Consider the following 18,242-nt stretch of genomic DNA (forward strand, 5'->3'; position numbering starts at 1 on the left):
GGCCGGTTTACTCCTGTTTCTTGCGCCGGGTCCCGAACACGATCTCGTCCCAGCTCGGTACCGCGGCGCGGCGGCCGGGGCGGACGCCGTCGGCCTCGGCCTGGCGGTCGGTGGCGCCGATGAGCCGGTCGCGATGGCTGCCCACCGAGCGGGGCATGAGGACGTCCGCGTAGGCGGAGCCGGCCGAGGCGGCGGGCGCCGGGGGCTCCTCCGCCGCGGGTTCCTCGGCGGGCTCCTCCGGGGACTCCACGGGCCGTTCCGGGACCACCAGGTCGCCCCGGAAGCTCGGCACCGCCTCCAGCAGACTGGTGAGCGAGTCGCGTTCGCCCGTGCTCTCCTCGGCGGGCTCGGACGACTGCGCCGGCAGGCTCGGCCGCTCCCGGTCGCTCCGGTCGAGGGCGCGGTCCATCGAACGCTCGCGCGGCAGCCTTGCGATGCGCGGGACGAACGGGAAACTCGGCTCCGGTACGGCGAGGTCGTCGGACTCGCCGATCAGCGAGCGCGCCTCGTCGTCCACGGCCTGGACGAGCCGCCTGGGCGGGTCGTAGGTCCAGCTCGCCGAGTGCGGTTCGCCCGCGACCCGGTAGACGAGGAGGACCTCCCACGTGCCGTCGTCGCGGCGCCAGGAGTCCCACTGCACGGTGTCCTTCTCGGCACCGCGCAGCAGCAGCCGCTCCTGGACGGTCTCGCCGAGCAGCGGGCCGGAGTTCTCGCCGGGGCGGCGGACCGGGGTCTTGCGGGCCCGCTCGGCCATGAAGGCGCGCTCGGCCAGTACCGGACCCTCGAAGCGCCGCACCCGGTCGACAGGAATGCCGGCGAGCTGGGCCACCTCTTCCGCCGTGGCACCCGCACGTATACGGGCCTGGATGTCGCGGGGGCGGAGATGGCTCTCCACCTCGATCTCGATCTGACCGAGGCGTGGCCGGTCGCCGCGCACGGCGGCGCGCAGCCGTTCGTCGATCGGAAGCGTGTACTCCGTAGAGTCGGCAGCCTTGAGCACCAGCCGTGTGCCGTCATTCGAGACGGCCACGACACGCAGTTCGGGCATGGGGACCTCCCGGGTGGTGCCTGCCGACGTCACGTGCGTCGCTGCTTCCGCTAGTCGAGTGTGGCCTGCCCGGGTGCAGCCTGCCACAACCTTGCCGAGTTGCCCGGCGTGTCGGGCGCGGGCCCTGGATCGCCGTTATGGCACGGTTACCTATTCGCAACGCTAAGTGACGAACTCCATCACCCTGTGCAACAAGCCCCCTCCCGGCGGTCCTGCAAGGCCGCGGACACCCTGGTGGGAGACCGGACCCAGGGCTCGCAACAGTACTCCATTTGGACCACGTGCGTGGATTGGCGCGCCGCCCAACTTCTCGCAAGGGATGCGACTTGGCCGTACGCAACCCGGTTTGCCGATCATGAACGTGGCGAACTTCACGAAATCCCCAGAAACGGAACTAATGGTTTCGTTCGCACGTCCCTTTCTCCTGCAGTCGATCGATCAAGTCCTTCAAGTACGGGAAAGGAAGGCAAGTTCGGGTATGCGTGAAACGCCCGACGCGAGTCGGAGGCGGATCGACCTGAGCGTCCCCCAGGTCGCGGGCAGTGCGGTGGCGGCGGTCGTGGCGGCCAAACTGGCTTCGTACTTCGGGGTGTACCGCACGATCCTCGGTGCCGGCGTCGTCAGTGCCGTCGCCACCTGCGGCGGCACCCTCTTCCAGCACTTCTTCCGGCGGACCGGGGAGCAGATCCGGGAGGCCGCGGGTCCCGCCCGGCAGAAGGTGCGGGCGCCGGACGATCAAGTACCACCGGCTCCGGCCGAGTTCACCGAGGGGACCGTCCACCGCGCGCGGGTGAAGAGCTGGAGGCGCCCGGTCCTCGCGGCCGCCCTCGTCTTCGGCGTCACCATGGCCGGCATCACGGTGTCCGAGCTGGTGTCCGGCAGCAGCTTCAGCGGCGGCACGGGTACGACGGTCAGCGACGCCGTCGGTGGCCGGGGTCCGTCCTCCCCGAAGTCCGGTGAGGACACGGCCCCTTCGGCTCCCTCAGCCCCTTCGACCCACCCGTCGTATTCGGACGTGTCGTCGACGGGTGTCGACGGCGGCGCTGGTGCGACCCACGGTGCGACGCCCGCGCCGAGCGACCCGGCGAGCGACCCGGCGAGCGGGGAGCCGAGCGGCGACGCGGCCACCCCGACCCCCACGCCCAGCGGGTCCACGGCGACGCCTACGCCCCCAGAACCCTCCGCAAGTAGTCGTTCTGGAACAGCCGTTCCGGGTCAAGACGGTCCCGCAACGCCGTGAACTCGCCGAAGCGCGGGTACACCTCGGCGAGGTACTCCGCGTCGCGCGTGTGCACCTTGCCCCAGTGCGGCCGGCCCTCGTGCGCCGTGAAGATGCGCTCGGCAGCGGTGAAGTAGGCCTGGTACGGCGTGCCCCGGAACATGTGGACGGCGATGTACGCGCTGTCCCGGCCGGAGGCGGTGGACAGGGTGATGTCGTCGGCCGGGGCGGTGCGCACCTCGACCGGGAAGCTGACGCGCAGGCCGGAGCGGTCGACCATGGCCTTCAGTTCGCGCAGCGTGTCGGTCAGGGCCGCGTGCGGGACGGCGTACTCCATCTCCACGAAGCGCACGCGGCGCGGAGAGGTGAAGACCTTGTAAGGGATGTCGGTGTACGTCCGCGCGGACAGCGCCTTGCTGGAGATCTGGGCGATCGCCGGGATGGTCGCGGGGGCGGCGCGGCCGACCCACTGGGCCACCTGGAAGACGCCGTTGGAGAGGAACTCGTCCTCGAACCATCCGGCCAGCTGCCCCACGGGCTGCTCGGGGCCCGCGCTGCGGTTGTTCCGCTTGGTGTTGGTGTTGCCGGTGTGCGGGAACCAGTAGAACTCGAAGTGCTCGTTCTCGGCCCACAACTGGTCGAACTCGGCCAGCACCCGCTCGAAGGGCATCGGCTCCTCGCGCGCGGTGAGCAGGAAGAGCGGCTCCACGGCGAACGTGATCGCGGTGACGATGCCGAGTGCGCCGAGGCCTGTCCGGGCGGCCGCGAAGACCGCGCGTTCTTCTTCGGTCCCCTTCTCGGAACAGCTGAGCACCGAGCCGTCCGCGGTGACGAGTTCGAGCGCCTTGATCTGGGCGGCGATGGAGGCCGACTCGCGGCCCGTGCCATGGGTGCCGGTGCTGGTGGCACCGGAGACGGTCTGCTCCATGATGTCGCCCATGTTGGTGAGCGACAGACCCTCGCGCGCCAGGACCGCGTTGAGTCTCTTGAGCGGGGTGCCCGCCTCGACCGTGACGGTCATGGCGTCCCGGTCAATGTTGCGAATACCGGTCAACAGTTGAGGGCGGATCAACACACCGTCGGTGGCGGCGATGGACGTGAAGGAGTGCCCGGTGCCGACCGCCTTCACCTTCAGGCCGTCCTCGGCCGCCTTGCGCACGACCGCGGCCAGTTCCTCCACCGAGGCCGGCTCGACCTGCCGGGCGGGGCGGGCGGCGACATTGCCGCCCCAGTTACGCCAGGTGCCGTTCTTCGCGCTCGCTGTGGTGCTCAACGGTGCCTCCCCGACCCGCGGCCGGCCTGCGGAGCCGGCGGTACCCCAGGAAACCGACCGCGACCGCGACGGCTCCGGACACGACCGGAACCCCGTACCCGGCACGCGCGCCGGCTGCGTCGATCACCCAGCCGGCCACGGAGGAGCCGAGCGCGACGCCGACCGCGAGGCCGGTGCTCACCCAGGTCATGCCTTCGGTCAGCTTCGCGCGAGGTACGTGCTCTTCGATGAGGGACATCGTCGTGATCATCGTCGGTGCGATGGACAGCCCCGCAACGAACAGCGCCACGGCCAGAAGCGACAAGTTTCCGACCAGTAGGAGGGGGATCATACTCACGGCCATCGCCCCCACGCCCAGCAACCAGCGACGTTCCGGGGCTCCCGAGAAGCGCAGCAGCCCGAAGACGGCACCCGCGACACAGGAACCGGCCGCGTAGAGCGCCAGCACCACGCTCGCGGCCGCCTTGTGGCCGTGCTCGTCGGCGAAGGCGACGGTGACCACGTCGACCGCCCCGAAGATCGTCCCCGTGGCCACGAAGGTCGCCACCAGGACCTGGAGCCCGGCCGAGCGCAACGCGCTGCCGCCGTCGTGCCGCTCGCGCGGGTGCGGCTCCGGCTCGGTGGCGCGCTGGGCGGTCAGCCAGAAGACGCCGACGGCCAGGAAGCAGGCCGCCAGCAGGGGACCCGCCTCCGGGAACCAGGCCGTGGACAGGCCGATGGAGATGATCGGCCCGAAGATGAAGCACACCTCGTCCACCACCGACTCGAACGAGTAGGCGGTGTGCAGCTTCGGCGTGCCCCGGTACAGGGCCGCCCAGCGGGCCCGGATCATCGCGCCCAGGCTCGGCACCGTGCCGATGCCGGCCGCGCAGACGAACAGCATCCAGTCCGGCCACCCGAGATGAGCGGTGAGCAGCAGTCCGGCGGCCGCCAGGAGCGCCACCAGGGTCGCGGGGCGCAGCACCCGGCGCTGGCCGTGCCGGTCCACCAGCCGGGATATCTGCGGCCCGACCGTGGCCGCGGACAGGGCGATGGTGGCGGACAGCGCGCCCGCGAGGCCGTAGCGCCCGGTGAGCTGGGAGACCATCGTGACCACGCCGATGCCCATCATCGACAGTGGCATCCGGCCGACGAGGCCGGCGGCGGAGAAGCTCTTGGTGCCGGGCTCGGCGAACAGGGCGCGGTAGGGGCTGGGCACGTGGTCTCCGGGGCATCGGTAAGGCGCGAATGCGGCTGATACAGCTTACGAGTTAGGTGACCCTAATTGCACTAGGAATCGCAGCCGGAAATACCGGACTAAACCGGTTGGAACTCGACTCTTCACTCCGCTGTTGCCCGGCCGTCAGAGCCGGGTGGCAGGATCGACCCATGCCAGACGCGCTCGATGCCACCCCGTACGACGCCCTGCTCCTGCTCTCGTTCGGCGGCCCCGAAGGCCCCGACGACGTGGTCCCGTTCCTGGAGAATGTCACGCGTGGGCGCGGCATCCCCAAGGAACGGCTCAAGGAAGTCGGGCAGCACTACTTCCTGTTCGGCGGGGTCAGCCCGATCAACGACCAGAACCGCGCCTTGCTGGACGCCCTGCACAAGGACTTCGCCGAGCACGGCCTGGACCTGCCGGTCTACTGGGGCAACCGCAACTGGGCGCCGTACCTGACGGACACCCTGCGCGAGATGGTCGCCGACGGCCGGCGCCGCATCCTGGTGCTCGCCACCAGCGCGTACGCCTCCTACTCGGGCTGCCGCCAGTACCGCGAGAACCTCGCCGACGCGCTGGCCACCCTGCAGGCCGAGGGCCTCGACCTGCCGAAGATCGACAAGCTGCGGCACTACTTCAACCACCCCGGCTTCGTCGAGCCCATGATCGACGGCGTGCTGCGCTCCCTGGCCGAGCTCCCCGAGGACGTCCGCGACGGCGCCCACATCGCCTTCAGTACCCACTCCATCCCGACCGCCGCCGCCGACACCTCCGGCCCGGTCGAGGCCCACGGCGAGGGCGGCGCGTACGTCGAGCAGCACCTGGACGTGGCCCAGCTGATCGCCGACGCGGTCCGTGAGCGCACCGGCATCGACCACCCCTGGCGGCTCGTCTACCAGTCCCGCTCCGGCGCCCCGCACATCCCCTGGCTGGAGCCGGACATCTGCGACCACCTCGAGGAGCGGCACGCCGCCGGCGCCCCGGCCGTCGTCATGGCGCCCATCGGCTTCGTCTCGGACCACATGGAGGTCCTCTACGACCTCGACACCGAGGCCACGGCCAAGGCCGAGGAACTGGGCCTGCCGGTGCGCCGCTCGGCCACCGTGGGCGCCGACCCGCGGTTCGCCGCGGCGGTTCGCGAGCTGATCCTGGAGCGGGCCGCCGTGGAGCGCGGGCAGGAGGTCACCCCCTGCGCCCTGGGCGCACTCGGCGCGAGCCACAACCTCTGCCCGGTCGGCTGCTGCCCGGCCCGTGCCCCCCACCCGGCCGCCGCGGGCGCCGACAGCCCCTACACGTGAGGAGACCCGTGACCGACGCCCTGTACAGGGACCTGCTCGACCTGGCCCAGGAGGCCGCCCTTCGCGCCGGCGAGCTGCTGCGGGACGGCCGTCCCGCCGACCTGGCGGTGGCCAGGACCAAGTCGAGCCCGATCGACGTCGTCACCGAGATGGACATCGCGGCGGAGAAGCTGATCACCGGCCTGATCTCCGACCGCCGCCCGGCCGACGGCTTCCTCGGCGAGGAGGGCGCCGACACCGAGGGCACGAGCGGCGTCCGCTGGGTGATCGACCCGCTCGACGGCACCGTCAACTACCTGTACGGGCTGCCGACCTGGGCCGTGTCCATCGCGGCCGAGCTGGACGGCGAGACCGTCGTCGGGGTCGTCGCGGCACCGATGCGCGGCGAGACTTACCACGCCGTGCGCGGCGGCGGTGCCTGGGCCACGGGTGCGTGGGAGGGCGAGCGGGCGCTGTCCTGCCGGCCCGCGCCCCCGCTGGACCAGGCGCTGGTCTCCACGGGCTTCAACTATGTCGCCGAGGTCCGCGCCCACCAGGCCGAGGTGGCCGGCCGGCTGATCCCGCTGCTGCGGGACATCCGGCGCAGCGGGTCGGCCGCGGTCGACCTGTGCGACGTGGCCTGCGGCCGCCTGGACGGGTACTACGAGCGGGGACTCAACGCCTGGGACTTCGCCGCCGGGGATCTGATCGCGCGGGAGGCGGGCGGGCTGACCGGTGGACGGCCCGGAGAGCGCCCCTCGCGTGATCTGACGGTCGCGGGTACACCGGGCGTCTTCGAGCCCCTTCAGCGCCTGCTGGAGGACTTCGGGGCCTGGCACGACTGACGGGGCCGCGCCGGCGCAGGACGCGAGAACGGCGGAACCCCCCGGCGCTGGATTCGCCGGGGGGTTCCGCTGTGTGCTGCGGGCCGATCAGACGCGTGACGCGCCGACTTCCACACCGTGTTCGGCGGCGAGGCGGCGCAGGTCGTCGAGCTCGGCCTGCTCCACCTCGGCGAGGAAGTCGTCGCCCTCGTCACGAGCCCGCGACAGGTCGGACTCGGTCGCCCTTATGCGCTGCAGAAGTCCTGCGGTGAATGCGTCCATGCTGCGCCCCCTCGTCCTGGGTCGTGGGTCGGTGGCACGGGGGTGTGCCGTTCGGAAGGGGCGATCACGTCTCTCGCGGGTGCCCAGCGCTGCCCTGCCGGGCGGCGACGGTGCCGGACACCCACGCCCGCTCTGCGGAAGCGGACTGTGATGTACCGCATGGTGTTGCGGCACATGCAGAGCGTGATCGCGGGGTGTAAAGCCGTCCTCCCCCCACGTCCTTCCGCGGAAACCTCAACCGCCAGAGAAAATCCTGCATTCCCGCCCCGGGAGCCGGATCCCTGCGGCCGGACCCCGCCTTACAGCCGACTTATGGCCGAAAAGGGCAGGATGGAGGTCACATCCCACGGACACCCCTGCCCGCGCGCGCTCACTGAGCGCTACGCGGGTGGACACAGGAAGGACAAGCGACGTGCGCGTACTCGTCGTCGAGGACGAGCAGCTGCTCGCCGATGCGGTGGCCACCGGACTGCGCCGGGAGGCCATGGCCGTCGACGTCGTGTACGACGGTGCGGCCGCCCTGGAGCGCATCGGCGTCAACGACTACGACGTGGTCGTCCTCGACCGCGACCTCCCGCTCGTGCACGGCGACGACGTCTGCCGCAAGATCGTGGAGCTGGGCATGCCCACGCGCGTGCTCATGCTCACCGCGTCCGGCGACGTCAGTGACCGCGTCGAAGGCCTGGAGATCGGCGCCGACGACTACCTCCCCAAGCCGTTCGCGTTCAGTGAGCTGATCGCGCGCGTGCGCGCCCTCGGACGCCGTACGAGCGTGCCTCTGCCTCCGGTCCTGGAGCGCGCCGGCATCAAGCTCGACCCGAACCGCCGCGAGGTCTTCCGCGACGGCAAGGAGGTCCAGCTCGCACCCAAGGAGTTCGCGGTCCTGGAGGTACTGATGCGCAGCGAGGGCGCGGTCGTCTCGGCCGAGCAGCTGCTGGAGAAGGCCTGGGACGAGAACACCGACCCGTTCACCAACGTGGTCCGTGTCACGGTCATGACGCTGCGCCGCAAGCTCGGCGAGCCGCCCGTGATCGTCACCGTGCCCGGCTCCGGCTACCGGATCTGATCCGCCGTGGCCTCGACACCCGCGCCCGCCCAGGCGCCCCCGAAACCCACCTGGGACCCCCGGCGGCCGCAGCCCCCCTTCCCGTGGCTGCGCCCGACCATCCGGATACGGCTCACGCTGCTGTACGGCGGCATGTTCCTGATCGCCGGCATCCTGCTGCTGTCGATCATCTACCTGCTGGCCGCGCAGGCGATCACCACCGGCAACATGCCGCCGTTCCGGATCGTCAGCTTCTCCCAGGGCTCCAAGCTGCAGATCACCAGCGACTACTGCCCCGCGATCAACATGGCCGGGAACACCTCCGGTCTCTCGCTCCAGGACTTCAACGACGCGATCAGCCACTGCGTCGACCAGCGGCGCCGGTCGGCCCTGGACGACCTGCTCAGCCGCTCGCTGCTGGCCCTGCTGGGCCTCGCCGTGATCGCCTTCGCGTTCGGCTACGCGATGGCGGGCCGGGTGCTGTCCCCGCTCGGCCGGATCACCCGCACCGCCCGTCAGGTGGCCGGATCCGATCTGTCCCGCCGGATCGAACTGGACGGCCCGGACGACGAGCTGAAGGAGCTGGCGGACACCTTCGACGACATGCTGGAGCGTCTGGAGCGCGCCTTCACGGCCCAGCAGCGCTTCGTCGGCAACGCCTCCCACGAGCTGCGCACACCGCTCGCGATCAATCGCACGCTCCTGGAAGTGCACCTGTCCGACCCGAACGCCCCCGTGGAGCTGCAGCAGCTCGGCAGGACGTTGCTGGCCACCAACGAGCGCAGCGAGCAGCTGGTGGAGGGCCTGCTGCTGCTCGCCCGCAGTGACAACCAGATCGTCGAGCGCAAACCGGTCGACCTGGCCGAGGTGGCCGGCCAGGCCGTCGACCAGGTGCACGCCGAGGCGGAGGCCAAGGGCGTCAAGATCCGCGGTGAGCGCAAACCCGCCGTGGTGCAGGGCAACGGTGTGCTGCTGGAGCGGATCGCGCTGAACCTCGTACAGAACGCCGTGCGCTACAACGTGGCCGAGAAAGGCTGGGTCGAGGTCACCACGGAGGTGGAGCACGGGCAGGCGGTGCTGACCGTCTCGAACACCGGGCCGGTCGTGCCGGCGTACGAGATCGACAACCTCTTCGAGCCCTTCAGGCGGCTCCGTACGGAGCGCACGGGCAGCGACAAGGGTGTGGGCCTCGGCCTGTCCATCGTCCGGTCCGTGGCCCGCGCGCACGGCGGCCACATCGTGGCGCAGCCCCGCGAGGGCGGCGGCCTGGTGATGCGCGTCACCCTGCCGCTGTGACGCAGATCCGACACACGCGGAGGATGTTCGCTTTGCGCGGAATTTTCAGGGCACCCGATCAGGTTGACCCTGTGTGATCGATCACATGGGCGGATTTCCGGCCATGTACTCTCTGTGATCATGACAGGAGCCGTAAAGCCGGGAAAATCCTGGTTTTCAGGGCTCTTGATCACGGGAAGTACACGGTGAGGCGCCTTTGAGGTGCGGCATTCGAACCGTGTACGGTCCTCACCGCCATCCAAGCCGATCACTCTTGAGGGATCGGGTTGGGTGTCGATTGAGTAACAGACCTTGATGTGAGGCAAAATCTCCGCCTCAGGTCGGGCACAAGTCCGGCCTCTCACGCGTTACGTGCGCTGGAGACACCGCAGACACCCAGAGGGGGAGAGCGACATGGCAACCGATTACGACACTCCACGCAAGACCGACGATGACGTCGACTCGGACAGCCTCGAAGAGCTGAAGGCTCGCCGGAACGACAAGTCCACCTCCGCGGTGGACGTCGACGAGTTCGAGGCCGCCGAAGGCCTCGAACTGCCGGGCGCCGACCTCTCGAACGAGGAACTGGCCGTCCGTGTGCTGCCCAAGCAGCAGGACGAGTTCACATGCATGAGCTGCTTCCTGGTGCACCACCGCAGCCAGCTGGCCCGGGAGAAGAACGGTCAGCCGATCTGCCGCGACTGCGACTGAGGACGGGTCGGCCGTGACTGGCTCGACCCCTCCACGGAAGCGCCGCTTCCCCCTGCGGGGAGCGGACAAGGGGCCGTACGACGGCCCGCAAGGCGCGCGTGACGGCGAGCGGGGCTCACCCGGTGCGGGAGCCTCGCTCGAACCGGCGTCGGGCCCAGAAGGCCTGCCGACGTCGGCGCGGCGGCCTGCGCCTGTCGCCAGGCGTCGGGCCGCGGTGATCCGTGACAAGGCCCGGGATCTGGCCCGGGAAGGTGCCCGTATGGGCGGCAGCCGCGCGCGGGCGGGGCTGTCGTACATCACCGACCGGATCATCGAGATCGCCCCGCGTGTGCCCGTACGCGACCTCGCGGCGCTGCGCAGACAGTTCCCGGGCCTCGGGCCCGAGGAGATCGCCGACAAACTCGTGGCGGGCGCGGCCGGCGCGACCTCGACGGTCGGGGCCGGGATCGGGGCTGCGGCGATGCTGCCGGTGCCGCCGGCCATGCCGACCGAGCTGGCCGCGGAGATCACCGGGGTCGCCGCGATCGAGCTCAAGATGATCGCCGAGCTGCACGAGGTGTACGGCGTGCGGCCTCCGGGGAACCTGATGGCCCGCAGTACCGCGTATCTGTCCTCCTGGTCGGGGGAGCGCGGGATCGACGTGATGAAGCCGTCGACGATCAACACGGCCCTCGGGGGCCAGATGAAGCGCGAGCTGCGTCAGCAGATCATGAAGCGGATGGTGCGGGACCTGCCCAACCTCATGCCGTTCATGGTGGGCGCGGCGGTGGGGGCGGTCATGAACCGCCGGGACACCAGAAAGCTCGCCGGGCGGGTCCGGGCGGACCTGCGGAAGATGCAGGTGCCGTGGGACGCACTGCCGGAGCTGCCGCCGCTGGAGAAGCCCGCCAAGCCCCTGAAGCTGGACGAGCCTCCCGAGGACTGGGGGGACTGACGTCCCCCGCGCCCGGTTACGCCTGCTGGTCCTTCGCCCGGTCGCCCGCCTGGTGCTTCGCCGCCTCGATGGCCGCCGCCAGCCGCTCCGGCTCGCGCGTCGACAGGTACAGGTACGGCGTCGGGTCCTGCGGGTCCGTGACCTCCACGCGCAGGGCCCTGGGGATGTAGGCGCGCAGCAGCAGGAACGCGCGGGTGTCGGCCTTGTGCGTGCGCCAGGCGCGGGCCTCCTCCGGGTCCAGGATCTCCGCGTCGCCGAGTGCCGACACCGGGATCTTCGCCTCGCCCGCGATCAGGGAGTCGCCCACGACACGGATGCGCACGGAGCCGTAGGCACTGGCCACCACCGCGGCCGCGGCCGTACCGCCGACCAGGCCGCCGAGCAGCGGCAGGGTGCCGAACGGGAGCAGGATCAGGGCGAACGAGACGCCCACGAGGAAGCTGATCAGCCACCACGAGCGGGGGGCGGTGAGGCGTTCTTCGTAGGGGGTGGCGGAGAGCTGCATGGGGCCAAGCTTGGCACGGTATCCGGATATCGCCGGAGTCGGGGCAGCCCGCGCGAAGCGCTGTCGGGTACGGCGGTGGTGGGTGACGGGCGGGCGGGTAAGGTCTGCGCCTGTGAGTGGTAGTTCCGCAGCTCTTCAGCCCCCCGCCGACGCCGTGCAACCGGTACGGCACCCCGATGCTCCCGCACCCGGCGAGCTTCTCGGTGCCCACTACGAACACTGTTTCGGTTGTGGTCCCGCGCAGCCGCACGGCCTGCACCTGGAGGCGCGTGCCGGTGAGGGTGTCTCACTGACCGCCGAGTTCACCGTCCAGCCCGCCCACCAGGGTGCCCCCGGCCTCGCGCACGGCGGAGTACTGGCCAGCGCCCTCGACGAGACCCTCGGCTCGCTGAACTGGCTGCTGCGGACCATCGCCGTCACCGGGCGGCTGGAGACCGACTTCGTGCGGCCGGTCCCGGTGGACACCACGCTGTACCTGGAGGCGGAGGTCACCGCCGTGGCCGGGCGGAAGATCTACTCCACCGCCACCGGCCGGATCGGCGGCCCCGAAGGGCCCGTAGCCGTCCGCGCGGACGCCCTCTTCATCGAGGTGAAGGTCGACCACTTCATCGACCACGGCCGCGAGGAGGAGATCCAGGCCGCCATGAGCGACCCGGACCAGATCCGCCGTGCCCGCGCCTTCGAGGTGAACCCGTGAGCTTCGAGCACTCCCTCGGCCCGCTGCGCCGCGACCCCCTGAACGTGCTGATCCGCCGTGTCGCCCCGGACGTACCGCTTCCGGCGTACGAACACCCCGGGGACGCCGGAGCCGATCTGCGGACCACCGAGGCCTGCGAACTCAAGCCCGGTGAGCGGGCCGTACTGCCCACGGGAGTGTCGATCGCCCTCCCGGAGGGGTACGCGGCCTTCGTGCACCCACGTTCCGGGCTCGCCGCCCGCTGCGGTGTCGCCCTGGTGAATGCCCCAGGGACGGTGGATGCCGGGTACCGTGGGGAGATCAAGGTGATCGTGGTGAATCTCGACCCGCGCGAGGCAGTGCGGTTCGAGCGCTTCGACCGGATTGCCCAACTGGTCGTCCAGCAGGTCGAGAGGGTCCGCTTCCAGGAGGTGGCGGAACTTCCCGGCTCGGCGCGGGCCGAGGGGGGCTTCGGGTCCACCGGTGGCCACGCCTCGGTGGGCGACGAAAGCGGCACAAGCGGTCCGGCCGCCAAGGGCGGCGGGACGGGTGGGAATCGATACGCTTCGGTCGTATCCGACCGGGAAGGACAGTGACGTGTTCGGACGTCGCAAGAAGAAGGGTGCCGCCGAGGACGCGGCCGGCGAGGCCGAGCAGGTCGTCGACAGCGTCGACACCGAGGCGGACGAGGAAGAGGCCGAGCGCGAGCGCGTCCGGCTGGAGCCGGAGCCCCGGCCCGACGGGCCGTGGGACAGCAGCGAGGTGCGCGACCCGGGCGAGGGCCGCGTGGACCTCGGCGGCGTTTTCGTGCCGGGCGTCGACGGCATGGAGCTGCGGGTCGAGGTCGCCGGTGACGCGATCGTCGCGGCGACCGTCGTGCTGCGCGACAGCGCCATCCAGCTCCAGGCCTTCGCCGCGCCCAAGCGCGAGGGCATCTGGGGCGAGGTCCGCGAGGAGATCGCGGGCGGCATCACCCAGCAGGGCGGCATCGTCGACGAGGTCGAGGGTCCGCTGGGCTGGGAGCTGCGTGCCCAGGTGCCGGTGCAGCTGCCCGACGGCACAGGCGGCTTCCAGGTCGTGCGGTTCGTCGGTGTGGACGGCCCGCGCTGGTTCCTGCGCGGTGTGATCTCGGGTCAGGCCGCCGTGCAGCCGCAGGTCGCCGGCCTGCTGGAGCAGATCTTCCGGGACACCGTCGTGGTCCGCGGTGAGGGCCCGATGGCGCCCCGCGACCCGATCGTCCTCAAGCTGCCGAACGACGCCCAGATGGTTCCCGAGGGTGTCCAGCAGGAGGAGGGCTCGCGCTTCTCCGGCGGCATGGGCCAGCTGCAGCGCGGACCGGAGATCACCGAGGTCCGTTAGTAGGACGCGAGGAGGGCCGCATCCGGAACGGGGTGCGGCCCGGTCGTATTCGTGGGCGCCTGCGCTGCGGGCCGAGGGTACGGCTGGCGGTCGAGGACGAGCGTGTCGGCTGTGGCGCGAGCACGGACGTCCCCGACCGCGAGCTGCTGGGCGTCGTCACGCCCTCGTAGGGCTGTGCGGCTGCTACTCCAACCGTTCCTGAACGCCGTACCAGGCGAGAGAGCCTCGCACGTGAGCGACGTTCATCGATGATCGCGGGCAAGTCGCGCTCCCCGGCCAGGATTTCACCTGGTCCGGGGAACGCCCGCTGATGGACGCCTGGTCCGCCGTGATCCAGGACCACACGAACAGCAACCCCGGCAGACCGGCTGGGCGGGCTCCTCCTGGCCCGAGGCCGCCGACAACCGAACTGAACCGTTGAACGGCCGGGCGTCCCACGGCGATACTGGCGCCCGGCCCACGGGGGCACGGGGGACACGGGGGAGGCGGAATGAGTCAGGTGCTCACCGAGACCATGGTGCGCGTCGAGGACGTCCACAAGTCGTACGGGCGCGGCGCCGCCGCCGTCCACGCCCTGCGCGGGGTCTCCTTGGAGGTCCCGCGCGGCGAGCTCGTCGCCCTCAAGGGGCGCTCGGGCTCCGGCAAGACGACCCTGCTGAACATCGTCGGCGGACTCGACACCCCCGACCGGGGGCGGGTCGAGGTCGACGGGCAGGATCTGGCCGGGCTCGGCGAGAGCGGCCTGCTGGAGCTGCGCCGGGACCGCATCGGGTTCGTCTTCCAGTCCTTCGGGCTCATCCCGATCCTCACCGCCGCCGAGAACGTCGGCGTACCGCTACGGCTGCGCCGGGCCGACCCGCGCGAGCGCGAGGAACGCGTCGACCTGCTGCTCTCCCTCGTCGGACTCGCCGACCACGCGGCCCAGCGGCCGGGCGAGCTGTCCGGCGGCCAGCAGCAACGCGTCGCCATCGCCCGCGCCCTCGCGAACCGCCCCGCCCTGATCGTCGCCGACGAGCCCACCGGCCAGCTGGACGCCGAGACCGGCCACGCGGTCATGGAGCTGCTGCGGGCCGTCGTCCGCAGCGAGGGGGCCACCGCGCTGGTCGCCACGCACGACGCGACCCTGCTCGACCTCGCCGACCGGGTGCTGGAGCTGCGCGACGGGGAGATCGTCGAGCACTGAGGGCCTCGGCCTCCATCAGAGTTGCGTCAAAGACCCCTGTTGACCGGGCCATCGTCCCGTTTGTCCGCATCGTTGGCCGTAAGGTCGACGCTGCGTACGCAGCAGTTACCGGAAGACAATGGGGCCATGGCACGCGGCAAGCTTCGGATCTATCTCGGCGCGGCACCGGGCGTGGGCAAGACCTACGCCATGCTGTCCGAGGCGCACCGCCGGGTGGAGCGGGGCACCGACTGCGTGGTCGCCTACGTCGAGCACTACGGCCGGCCGCGCACCGAGGTGATGCTGCACGGTCTGGAGCAGATACCGCGCCGGGACCTGGAGTACCGGGGTGCCGCCTTCGGCGAGATGGACGTCGACGCGGTGCTCCGCCGCGCCCCCGCCGTCGCCCTTGTGGACGAACTCGCCCACACCAACGTCCCCGGCTCCCGCAACGCCAAGCGCTGGCAGGATGTCGAGGAGCTGCTCGCGGCCGGGATCGACGTGATCTCGACCGTCAACATCCAGCACCTGGAGTCGCTCGGCGACGTGGTGGAGTCGATCACCGGGGTGCGGCAGCGGGAGACGGTGCCCGACGAGGTCGTACGGCGGGCCGACCAGATCGAGCTGGTCGACATGTCACCGGAGGCGCTGCGCCGCCGTATGGCGCACGGCAACATCTACAAGCCGGACAAGGTCGACGCGGCCCTCTCGAACTACTTCCGGCCCGGGAACCTGACCGCGCTGCGCGAGCTGGCGCTGCTGTGGGTGGCCGACCGGGTCGACGAGTACCTGACCGAGTACCGCACCGAGCACCGGGTCTCGGCCATCTGGGGCTCGCGCGAGCGGATCGTGGTCGGCCTGACCGGCGGGCCCGAGGGACGCACCCTGATCCGGCGGGCCGCCCGGCTGGCGGAGAAGGGCGCCGGCGGCGAGGTCATGGCCGTCTACATAGCCCGCAGCGACGGTCTCACCTCGGCCTCCCCGAAGGAGCTGGCCGTCCAGCGCACCCTCGTGGAGGACCTGGGCGGCACCTTCCACCACGTGGTCGGCGACGACATACCGGCCGCGCTGCTGGACTTCGCCCGCGGCGTCAACGCCACCCAGATCGTCCTCGGCTCCTCGCGCCGCAAGGCCTGGCAGTACGTCTTCGGGCCCGGCGTCGGCGCCACGGTCGCCCGGGAGTCCGGCCCCGACCTCGACGTCCACATCGTCACCCACGAGGAGGTCGCCAAGGGCCGCGGACTGCCCGTGGCCCGGGGCGCTCGGCTCGGCCGGACCCGGATCATCTCGGGCTGGCTGGTGGGTCTGGCCGGCCCGGCCATCCTGGCGGTGCTGCTGAACACCGTCGACCTCGGCCTCGCCAACGACATGCTGCTGTTCCTGGCCGTCACCGTCGCCGCTGCCCTGCTCGGCGGCCTGCTGCCGGCCCTGGCCTCCGCGGCCTTCGGCTCGCTGCTGCTGAACTACTACTACACCCCGCCCCTGCACCGGCTGACCATCGCCGATCCCAAGAACATCGTCGCCATCGCGATCTTCGTCGGGGTCGCCGTGTCGGTCGCCTCGGTGGTGGACCTCGCCGCCCGGCGCACCCACCAGGCCGCCCGGCTGCGCGCCGAGTCCGAGATCCTCTCCTTCCTCGCCGGCAACGTGCTGCGCGGCGAGACCGGCCTGGAGGAGCTGCTGGAACGGGTCCGCGAGACCTTCGCCATGGAATCGGCCGCCCTGCTGGAACGGGCGAGCGACGTCGAGCCGTGGACCTGTGCGGGCCGCGCCGGATTCGGGCCCGCCCTGGAGCGGCCCGAGGACGCCGACGTCGACATGCCGATCGGCGACCACATGGCGCTCGCCCTGACCGGCCGGGTGCTCCCCGCCGAGGACCGCCGGGTGCTCGCCGCGTTCGCCGCGCAGGCCGTCGTGGTGCTGGACCGCCGGCGCCTCCAGGAGGAGGCCGACCAGGCCAGGGCGCTCGCCGAGGGCAACCGCATCCGCACCGCCCTGCTGGCCGCCGTCAGCCACGACCTGCGCACCCCGCTGGCCGCGATCAAGGCCGCCGTCTCCTCGCTGCGCTCCGACGACGTGGCCTGGTCCGAGGAGGACCAGGCGGAGCTGCTGGAGGGCATCGAGGAGGGCGCCGACCGGCTCGACCACCTCGTGGGCAACCTGCTCGACATGTCCCGGCTGCAGACCGGCACCGTCACCCCGCTCATCCGGGAGATCGACCTGGACGAGGTGGTCCCGATGGCGCTCGGCGGCGTACCCGAGGACAGCGTCGAGCTGGACATCCCCGAGACGCTGCCCATGGCCGCCGTCGACCCCGGCCTGCTGGAGCGGTCGGTGGCCAACCTGGTGGAGAACGCCGTCAAGTACAGCCCGCCCGGACAGCGCGTCCTGGTGTCGGCCAGCGCCATAGTCGACCGCGTCGAGGTGCGCGTCGTGGACCGCGGGCCCGGGGTCCCGGACGAGGCGAAGGACCGCATCTTCGAGCCCTTCCAGCGCTACGGCGACGCCCCGCGCGGCGCCGGGGTCGGCCTCGGTCTCGCGGTCGCCCGCGGCTTCGCCGAGGCCATGGGCGGCACCCTGAACGCCGAGGACACGCCGGGCGGCGGGCTCACGATGGTGCTCAGCCTCCGTGCGGCAGGATCGCCTCCCGAGCCCCTCCCCCTCGGGGAGTCCAGCACAGAACCAGAAAGGCAGACCCAATGCTGAGCCCCACTGGGGGGACCCCCCAGACCCCCACGAGGGTGCTCGTGGTCGACGACGAGCCGCAGATCGTGCGCGCGCTCGTGATCAACCTCAAGGCGCGCAAGTACGAGGTCGACGCGGCCCCCGACGGCAGGACCGCCCTCGAGCTCGCCGCCTCCCGCCACCCCGACGTGATCGTCCTCGACCTGGGTCTGCCGGACATGGACGGCGTCGAGGTGATCAAGGGGCTGCGCGGCTGGACCCGTGTCCCGATCCTGGTCCTGTCCGCCCGCCACTCCTCGGACGAGAAGGTCGAGGCGCTGGACGCGGGCGCCGACGACTACGTCACCAAGCCCTTCGGCATGGACGAGCTGCTGGCCCGGCTGAGGGCCGCCGTACGCCGGGCCGAGCCGGTCGGGCCGGGCGAGGACGACGTGACGACCGTGGAGACCGAGGGCTTCACCGTCGACCTGGCCGCGAAGAAGGTCAACCGCTCCGGCAAGGACGTCCGGCTCACCCCGACCGAGTGGCACCTGCTGGAGGTGCTGGTCCGCAACACCGGCCGCCTGGTCAGCCAGAAGCAGCTGCTGCAGGAGGTGTGGGGGCCGTCGTACGGGACGGAGACCAACTACCTGCGCGTCTACATGGCCCAGCTGCGCAGGAAGCTGGAGACGGACCCGTCGCACCCGAAGCACTTCATCACGGAGCCCGGGATGGGGTACCGGTTCGAGAAGTGAGCTGCGCTACGGCGGTGTCGGTGGGCCCCGGTACG

At 71.3% G+C, this 18,242-nt stretch carries 18 protein-coding genes; 13 read left to right on the top strand and 5 right to left on the bottom strand.

Annotated elements, in window-relative coordinates:
• Positions 1 to 7: 7 nt before the first annotated feature.
• Complete coding sequence (gene sepH, locus ACIF83_RS34725) at positions 8 to 1,048, bottom strand: septation protein SepH (protein ID WP_393481074.1); 1,041 nt, start codon at positions 1,046 to 1,048, stop codon at positions 8 to 10.
• Positions 1,049 to 1,526: 478 nt separating this feature from the next.
• On the opposite strand from sepH, the gene ACIF83_RS34730 reads away from it, so the two are divergent.
• The gene (locus ACIF83_RS34730) at positions 1,527 to 2,288 is read left to right on the top strand and encodes a hypothetical protein (RefSeq protein WP_399732899.1); all 762 of its coding nucleotides are present in this window, start codon (positions 1,527 to 1,529) and stop codon (positions 2,286 to 2,288) included.
• Here the strand turns inward: ACIF83_RS34730 and ACIF83_RS34735 are convergent.
• Positions 2,212 to 3,540, bottom strand: coding sequence for a D-arabinono-1,4-lactone oxidase (locus tag ACIF83_RS34735; protein ID WP_399732902.1), 1,329 nt, complete (start codon positions 3,538 to 3,540; stop codon positions 2,212 to 2,214). The two genes, ACIF83_RS34730 and ACIF83_RS34735, sit on opposite strands and share 77 nt — an antisense overlap.
• Positions 3,500 to 4,738 (bottom strand): MFS transporter, encoded by a 1,239-nt coding sequence (locus tag ACIF83_RS34740; RefSeq protein WP_399732905.1) that lies wholly within the window; start codon positions 4,736 to 4,738, stop codon positions 3,500 to 3,502. The genes ACIF83_RS34735 and ACIF83_RS34740 overlap by 41 nt, the downstream gene beginning before the upstream one ends.
• A gap of 170 nt (positions 4,739 to 4,908) precedes the next feature.
• Between ACIF83_RS34740 and ACIF83_RS34745 the strand changes: the two genes are divergently transcribed.
• Complete coding sequence (locus ACIF83_RS34745) at positions 4,909 to 6,036, top strand: ferrochelatase (RefSeq protein ID WP_399732908.1); 1,128 nt, start codon at positions 4,909 to 4,911, stop codon at positions 6,034 to 6,036.
• 8 nt (positions 6,037 to 6,044) lie between these two features.
• Positions 6,045 to 6,860: an inositol monophosphatase family protein gene (locus tag ACIF83_RS34750; protein WP_399732911.1), complete on the top strand. Its 816-nt coding sequence runs from the start codon at positions 6,045 to 6,047 to the stop codon at positions 6,858 to 6,860.
• Between the two features lie 87 nt (positions 6,861 to 6,947).
• On the opposite strand, the gene ACIF83_RS34755 is transcribed toward ACIF83_RS34750, so the two are convergent.
• Positions 6,948 to 7,121: a hypothetical protein gene (locus tag ACIF83_RS34755; protein WP_186581674.1), complete on the bottom strand. Its 174-nt coding sequence runs from the start codon at positions 7,119 to 7,121 to the stop codon at positions 6,948 to 6,950.
• A 412-nt stretch (positions 7,122 to 7,533) separates the two neighbouring features.
• Here ACIF83_RS34755 and ACIF83_RS34760 point away from each other — a divergent pair, with 412 nt between their 5' ends.
• The 4 genes from ACIF83_RS34760 to ACIF83_RS34775 all read left to right on the top strand — a co-directional run bounded on the left by ACIF83_RS34760 (position 7,534) and on the right by ACIF83_RS34775 (position 11,086).
• Complete coding sequence (locus ACIF83_RS34760; protein WP_003993508.1) at positions 7,534 to 8,187, top strand: response regulator transcription factor; 654 nt, start codon at positions 7,534 to 7,536, stop codon at positions 8,185 to 8,187.
• A gap of 6 nt (positions 8,188 to 8,193) precedes the next feature.
• The gene (locus ACIF83_RS34765) at positions 8,194 to 9,462 is read left to right on the top strand and encodes a sensor histidine kinase (protein ID WP_393481087.1); all 1,269 of its coding nucleotides are present in this window, start codon (positions 8,194 to 8,196) and stop codon (positions 9,460 to 9,462) included.
• 393 nt (positions 9,463 to 9,855) lie between these two features.
• Positions 9,856 to 10,152, top strand: coding sequence for a DUF4193 domain-containing protein (locus ACIF83_RS34770; protein ID WP_005481602.1), 297 nt, complete (start codon positions 9,856 to 9,858; stop codon positions 10,150 to 10,152).
• Between the two features lie 13 nt (positions 10,153 to 10,165).
• Positions 10,166 to 11,086 carry a hypothetical protein gene (locus tag ACIF83_RS34775; protein ID WP_399732916.1) on the top strand — a complete coding sequence of 307 codons (921 nt, stop codon included), beginning with the start codon at positions 10,166 to 10,168 and terminating at the stop codon, positions 11,084 to 11,086.
• Positions 11,087 to 11,102: 16 nt separating this feature from the next.
• On the opposite strand, the gene ACIF83_RS34780 is transcribed toward ACIF83_RS34775, so the two are convergent.
• Entirely contained in the window at positions 11,103 to 11,591 is a 489-nt protein-coding gene (locus ACIF83_RS34780) for a DUF3093 domain-containing protein (RefSeq protein ID WP_399732919.1), read from the bottom strand.
• Positions 11,592 to 11,703: 112 nt separating this feature from the next.
• On the opposite strand from ACIF83_RS34780, the gene ACIF83_RS34785 reads away from it, so the two are divergent.
• From ACIF83_RS34785 to ACIF83_RS34810, 6 genes are all read left to right on the top strand, one after another.
• On the top strand, positions 11,704 to 12,288 hold the full coding sequence (locus ACIF83_RS34785; RefSeq protein ID WP_393481094.1) for a PaaI family thioesterase: 585 nt from the start codon (positions 11,704 to 11,706) through the stop codon (positions 12,286 to 12,288).
• Between the two features lie 23 nt (positions 12,289 to 12,311).
• A complete protein-coding gene (dut, locus tag ACIF83_RS34790) occupies positions 12,312 to 12,863 on the top strand; it encodes a dUTP diphosphatase (RefSeq protein ID WP_393481228.1) in 552 nt (183 codons plus the stop codon).
• Position 12,864: 1 nt separating this feature from the next.
• The gene (locus ACIF83_RS34795) at positions 12,865 to 13,626 is read left to right on the top strand and encodes a DUF3710 domain-containing protein (RefSeq protein ID WP_386575855.1); all 762 of its coding nucleotides are present in this window, start codon (positions 12,865 to 12,867) and stop codon (positions 13,624 to 13,626) included.
• A 490-nt stretch (positions 13,627 to 14,116) separates the two neighbouring features.
• A complete protein-coding gene (locus ACIF83_RS34800) occupies positions 14,117 to 14,809 on the top strand; it encodes an ABC transporter ATP-binding protein (protein WP_398141092.1) in 693 nt (230 codons plus the stop codon).
• 126 nt (positions 14,810 to 14,935) lie between these two features.
• Positions 14,936 to 17,494 carry an ATP-binding protein gene (locus ACIF83_RS34805; protein WP_399732923.1) on the top strand — a complete coding sequence of 853 codons (2,559 nt, stop codon included), beginning with the start codon at positions 14,936 to 14,938 and terminating at the stop codon, positions 17,492 to 17,494.
• Positions 17,488 to 18,207, top strand: coding sequence for a response regulator (locus ACIF83_RS34810; RefSeq protein WP_393481104.1), 720 nt, complete (start codon positions 17,488 to 17,490; stop codon positions 18,205 to 18,207). The genes ACIF83_RS34805 and ACIF83_RS34810 overlap by 7 nt, the downstream gene beginning before the upstream one ends.
• Positions 18,208 to 18,242: the final 35 nt, after the last annotated feature.

The organism is Streptomyces sp. NPDC085866, assembly GCF_044541035.1.
Classification (GTDB): domain Bacteria; phylum Actinomycetota; class Actinomycetes; order Streptomycetales; family Streptomycetaceae; genus Streptomyces.

Coding starts and splice junctions, on each gene's coding strand:
- sepH (WP_393481074.1), bottom strand. CDS start 1,048: ATGCCCGAACTGCGTGTCGTGGCCGTCTCGAATGACGGCACACGGCTG.
- ACIF83_RS34730 (WP_399732899.1), top strand. CDS start 1,527: ATGCGTGAAACGCCCGACGCGAGTCGGAGGCGGATCGACCTGAGCGTC.
- ACIF83_RS34745 (WP_399732908.1), top strand. CDS start 4,909: ATGCCAGACGCGCTCGATGCCACCCCGTACGACGCCCTGCTCCTGCTC.
- ACIF83_RS34755 (WP_186581674.1), bottom strand. CDS start 7,121: ATGGACGCATTCACCGCAGGACTTCTGCAGCGCATAAGGGCGACCGAG.
- ACIF83_RS34770 (WP_005481602.1), top strand. CDS start 9,856: ATGGCAACCGATTACGACACTCCACGCAAGACCGACGATGACGTCGAC.
- ACIF83_RS34780 (WP_399732919.1), bottom strand. CDS start 11,591: ATGCAGCTCTCCGCCACCCCCTACGAAGAACGCCTCACCGCCCCCCGC.
- ACIF83_RS34800 (WP_398141092.1), top strand. CDS start 14,117: ATGAGTCAGGTGCTCACCGAGACCATGGTGCGCGTCGAGGACGTCCAC.
- ACIF83_RS34805 (WP_399732923.1), top strand. CDS start 14,936: ATGGCACGCGGCAAGCTTCGGATCTATCTCGGCGCGGCACCGGGCGTG.
- ACIF83_RS34810 (WP_393481104.1), top strand. CDS start 17,488: ATGCTGAGCCCCACTGGGGGGACCCCCCAGACCCCCACGAGGGTGCTC.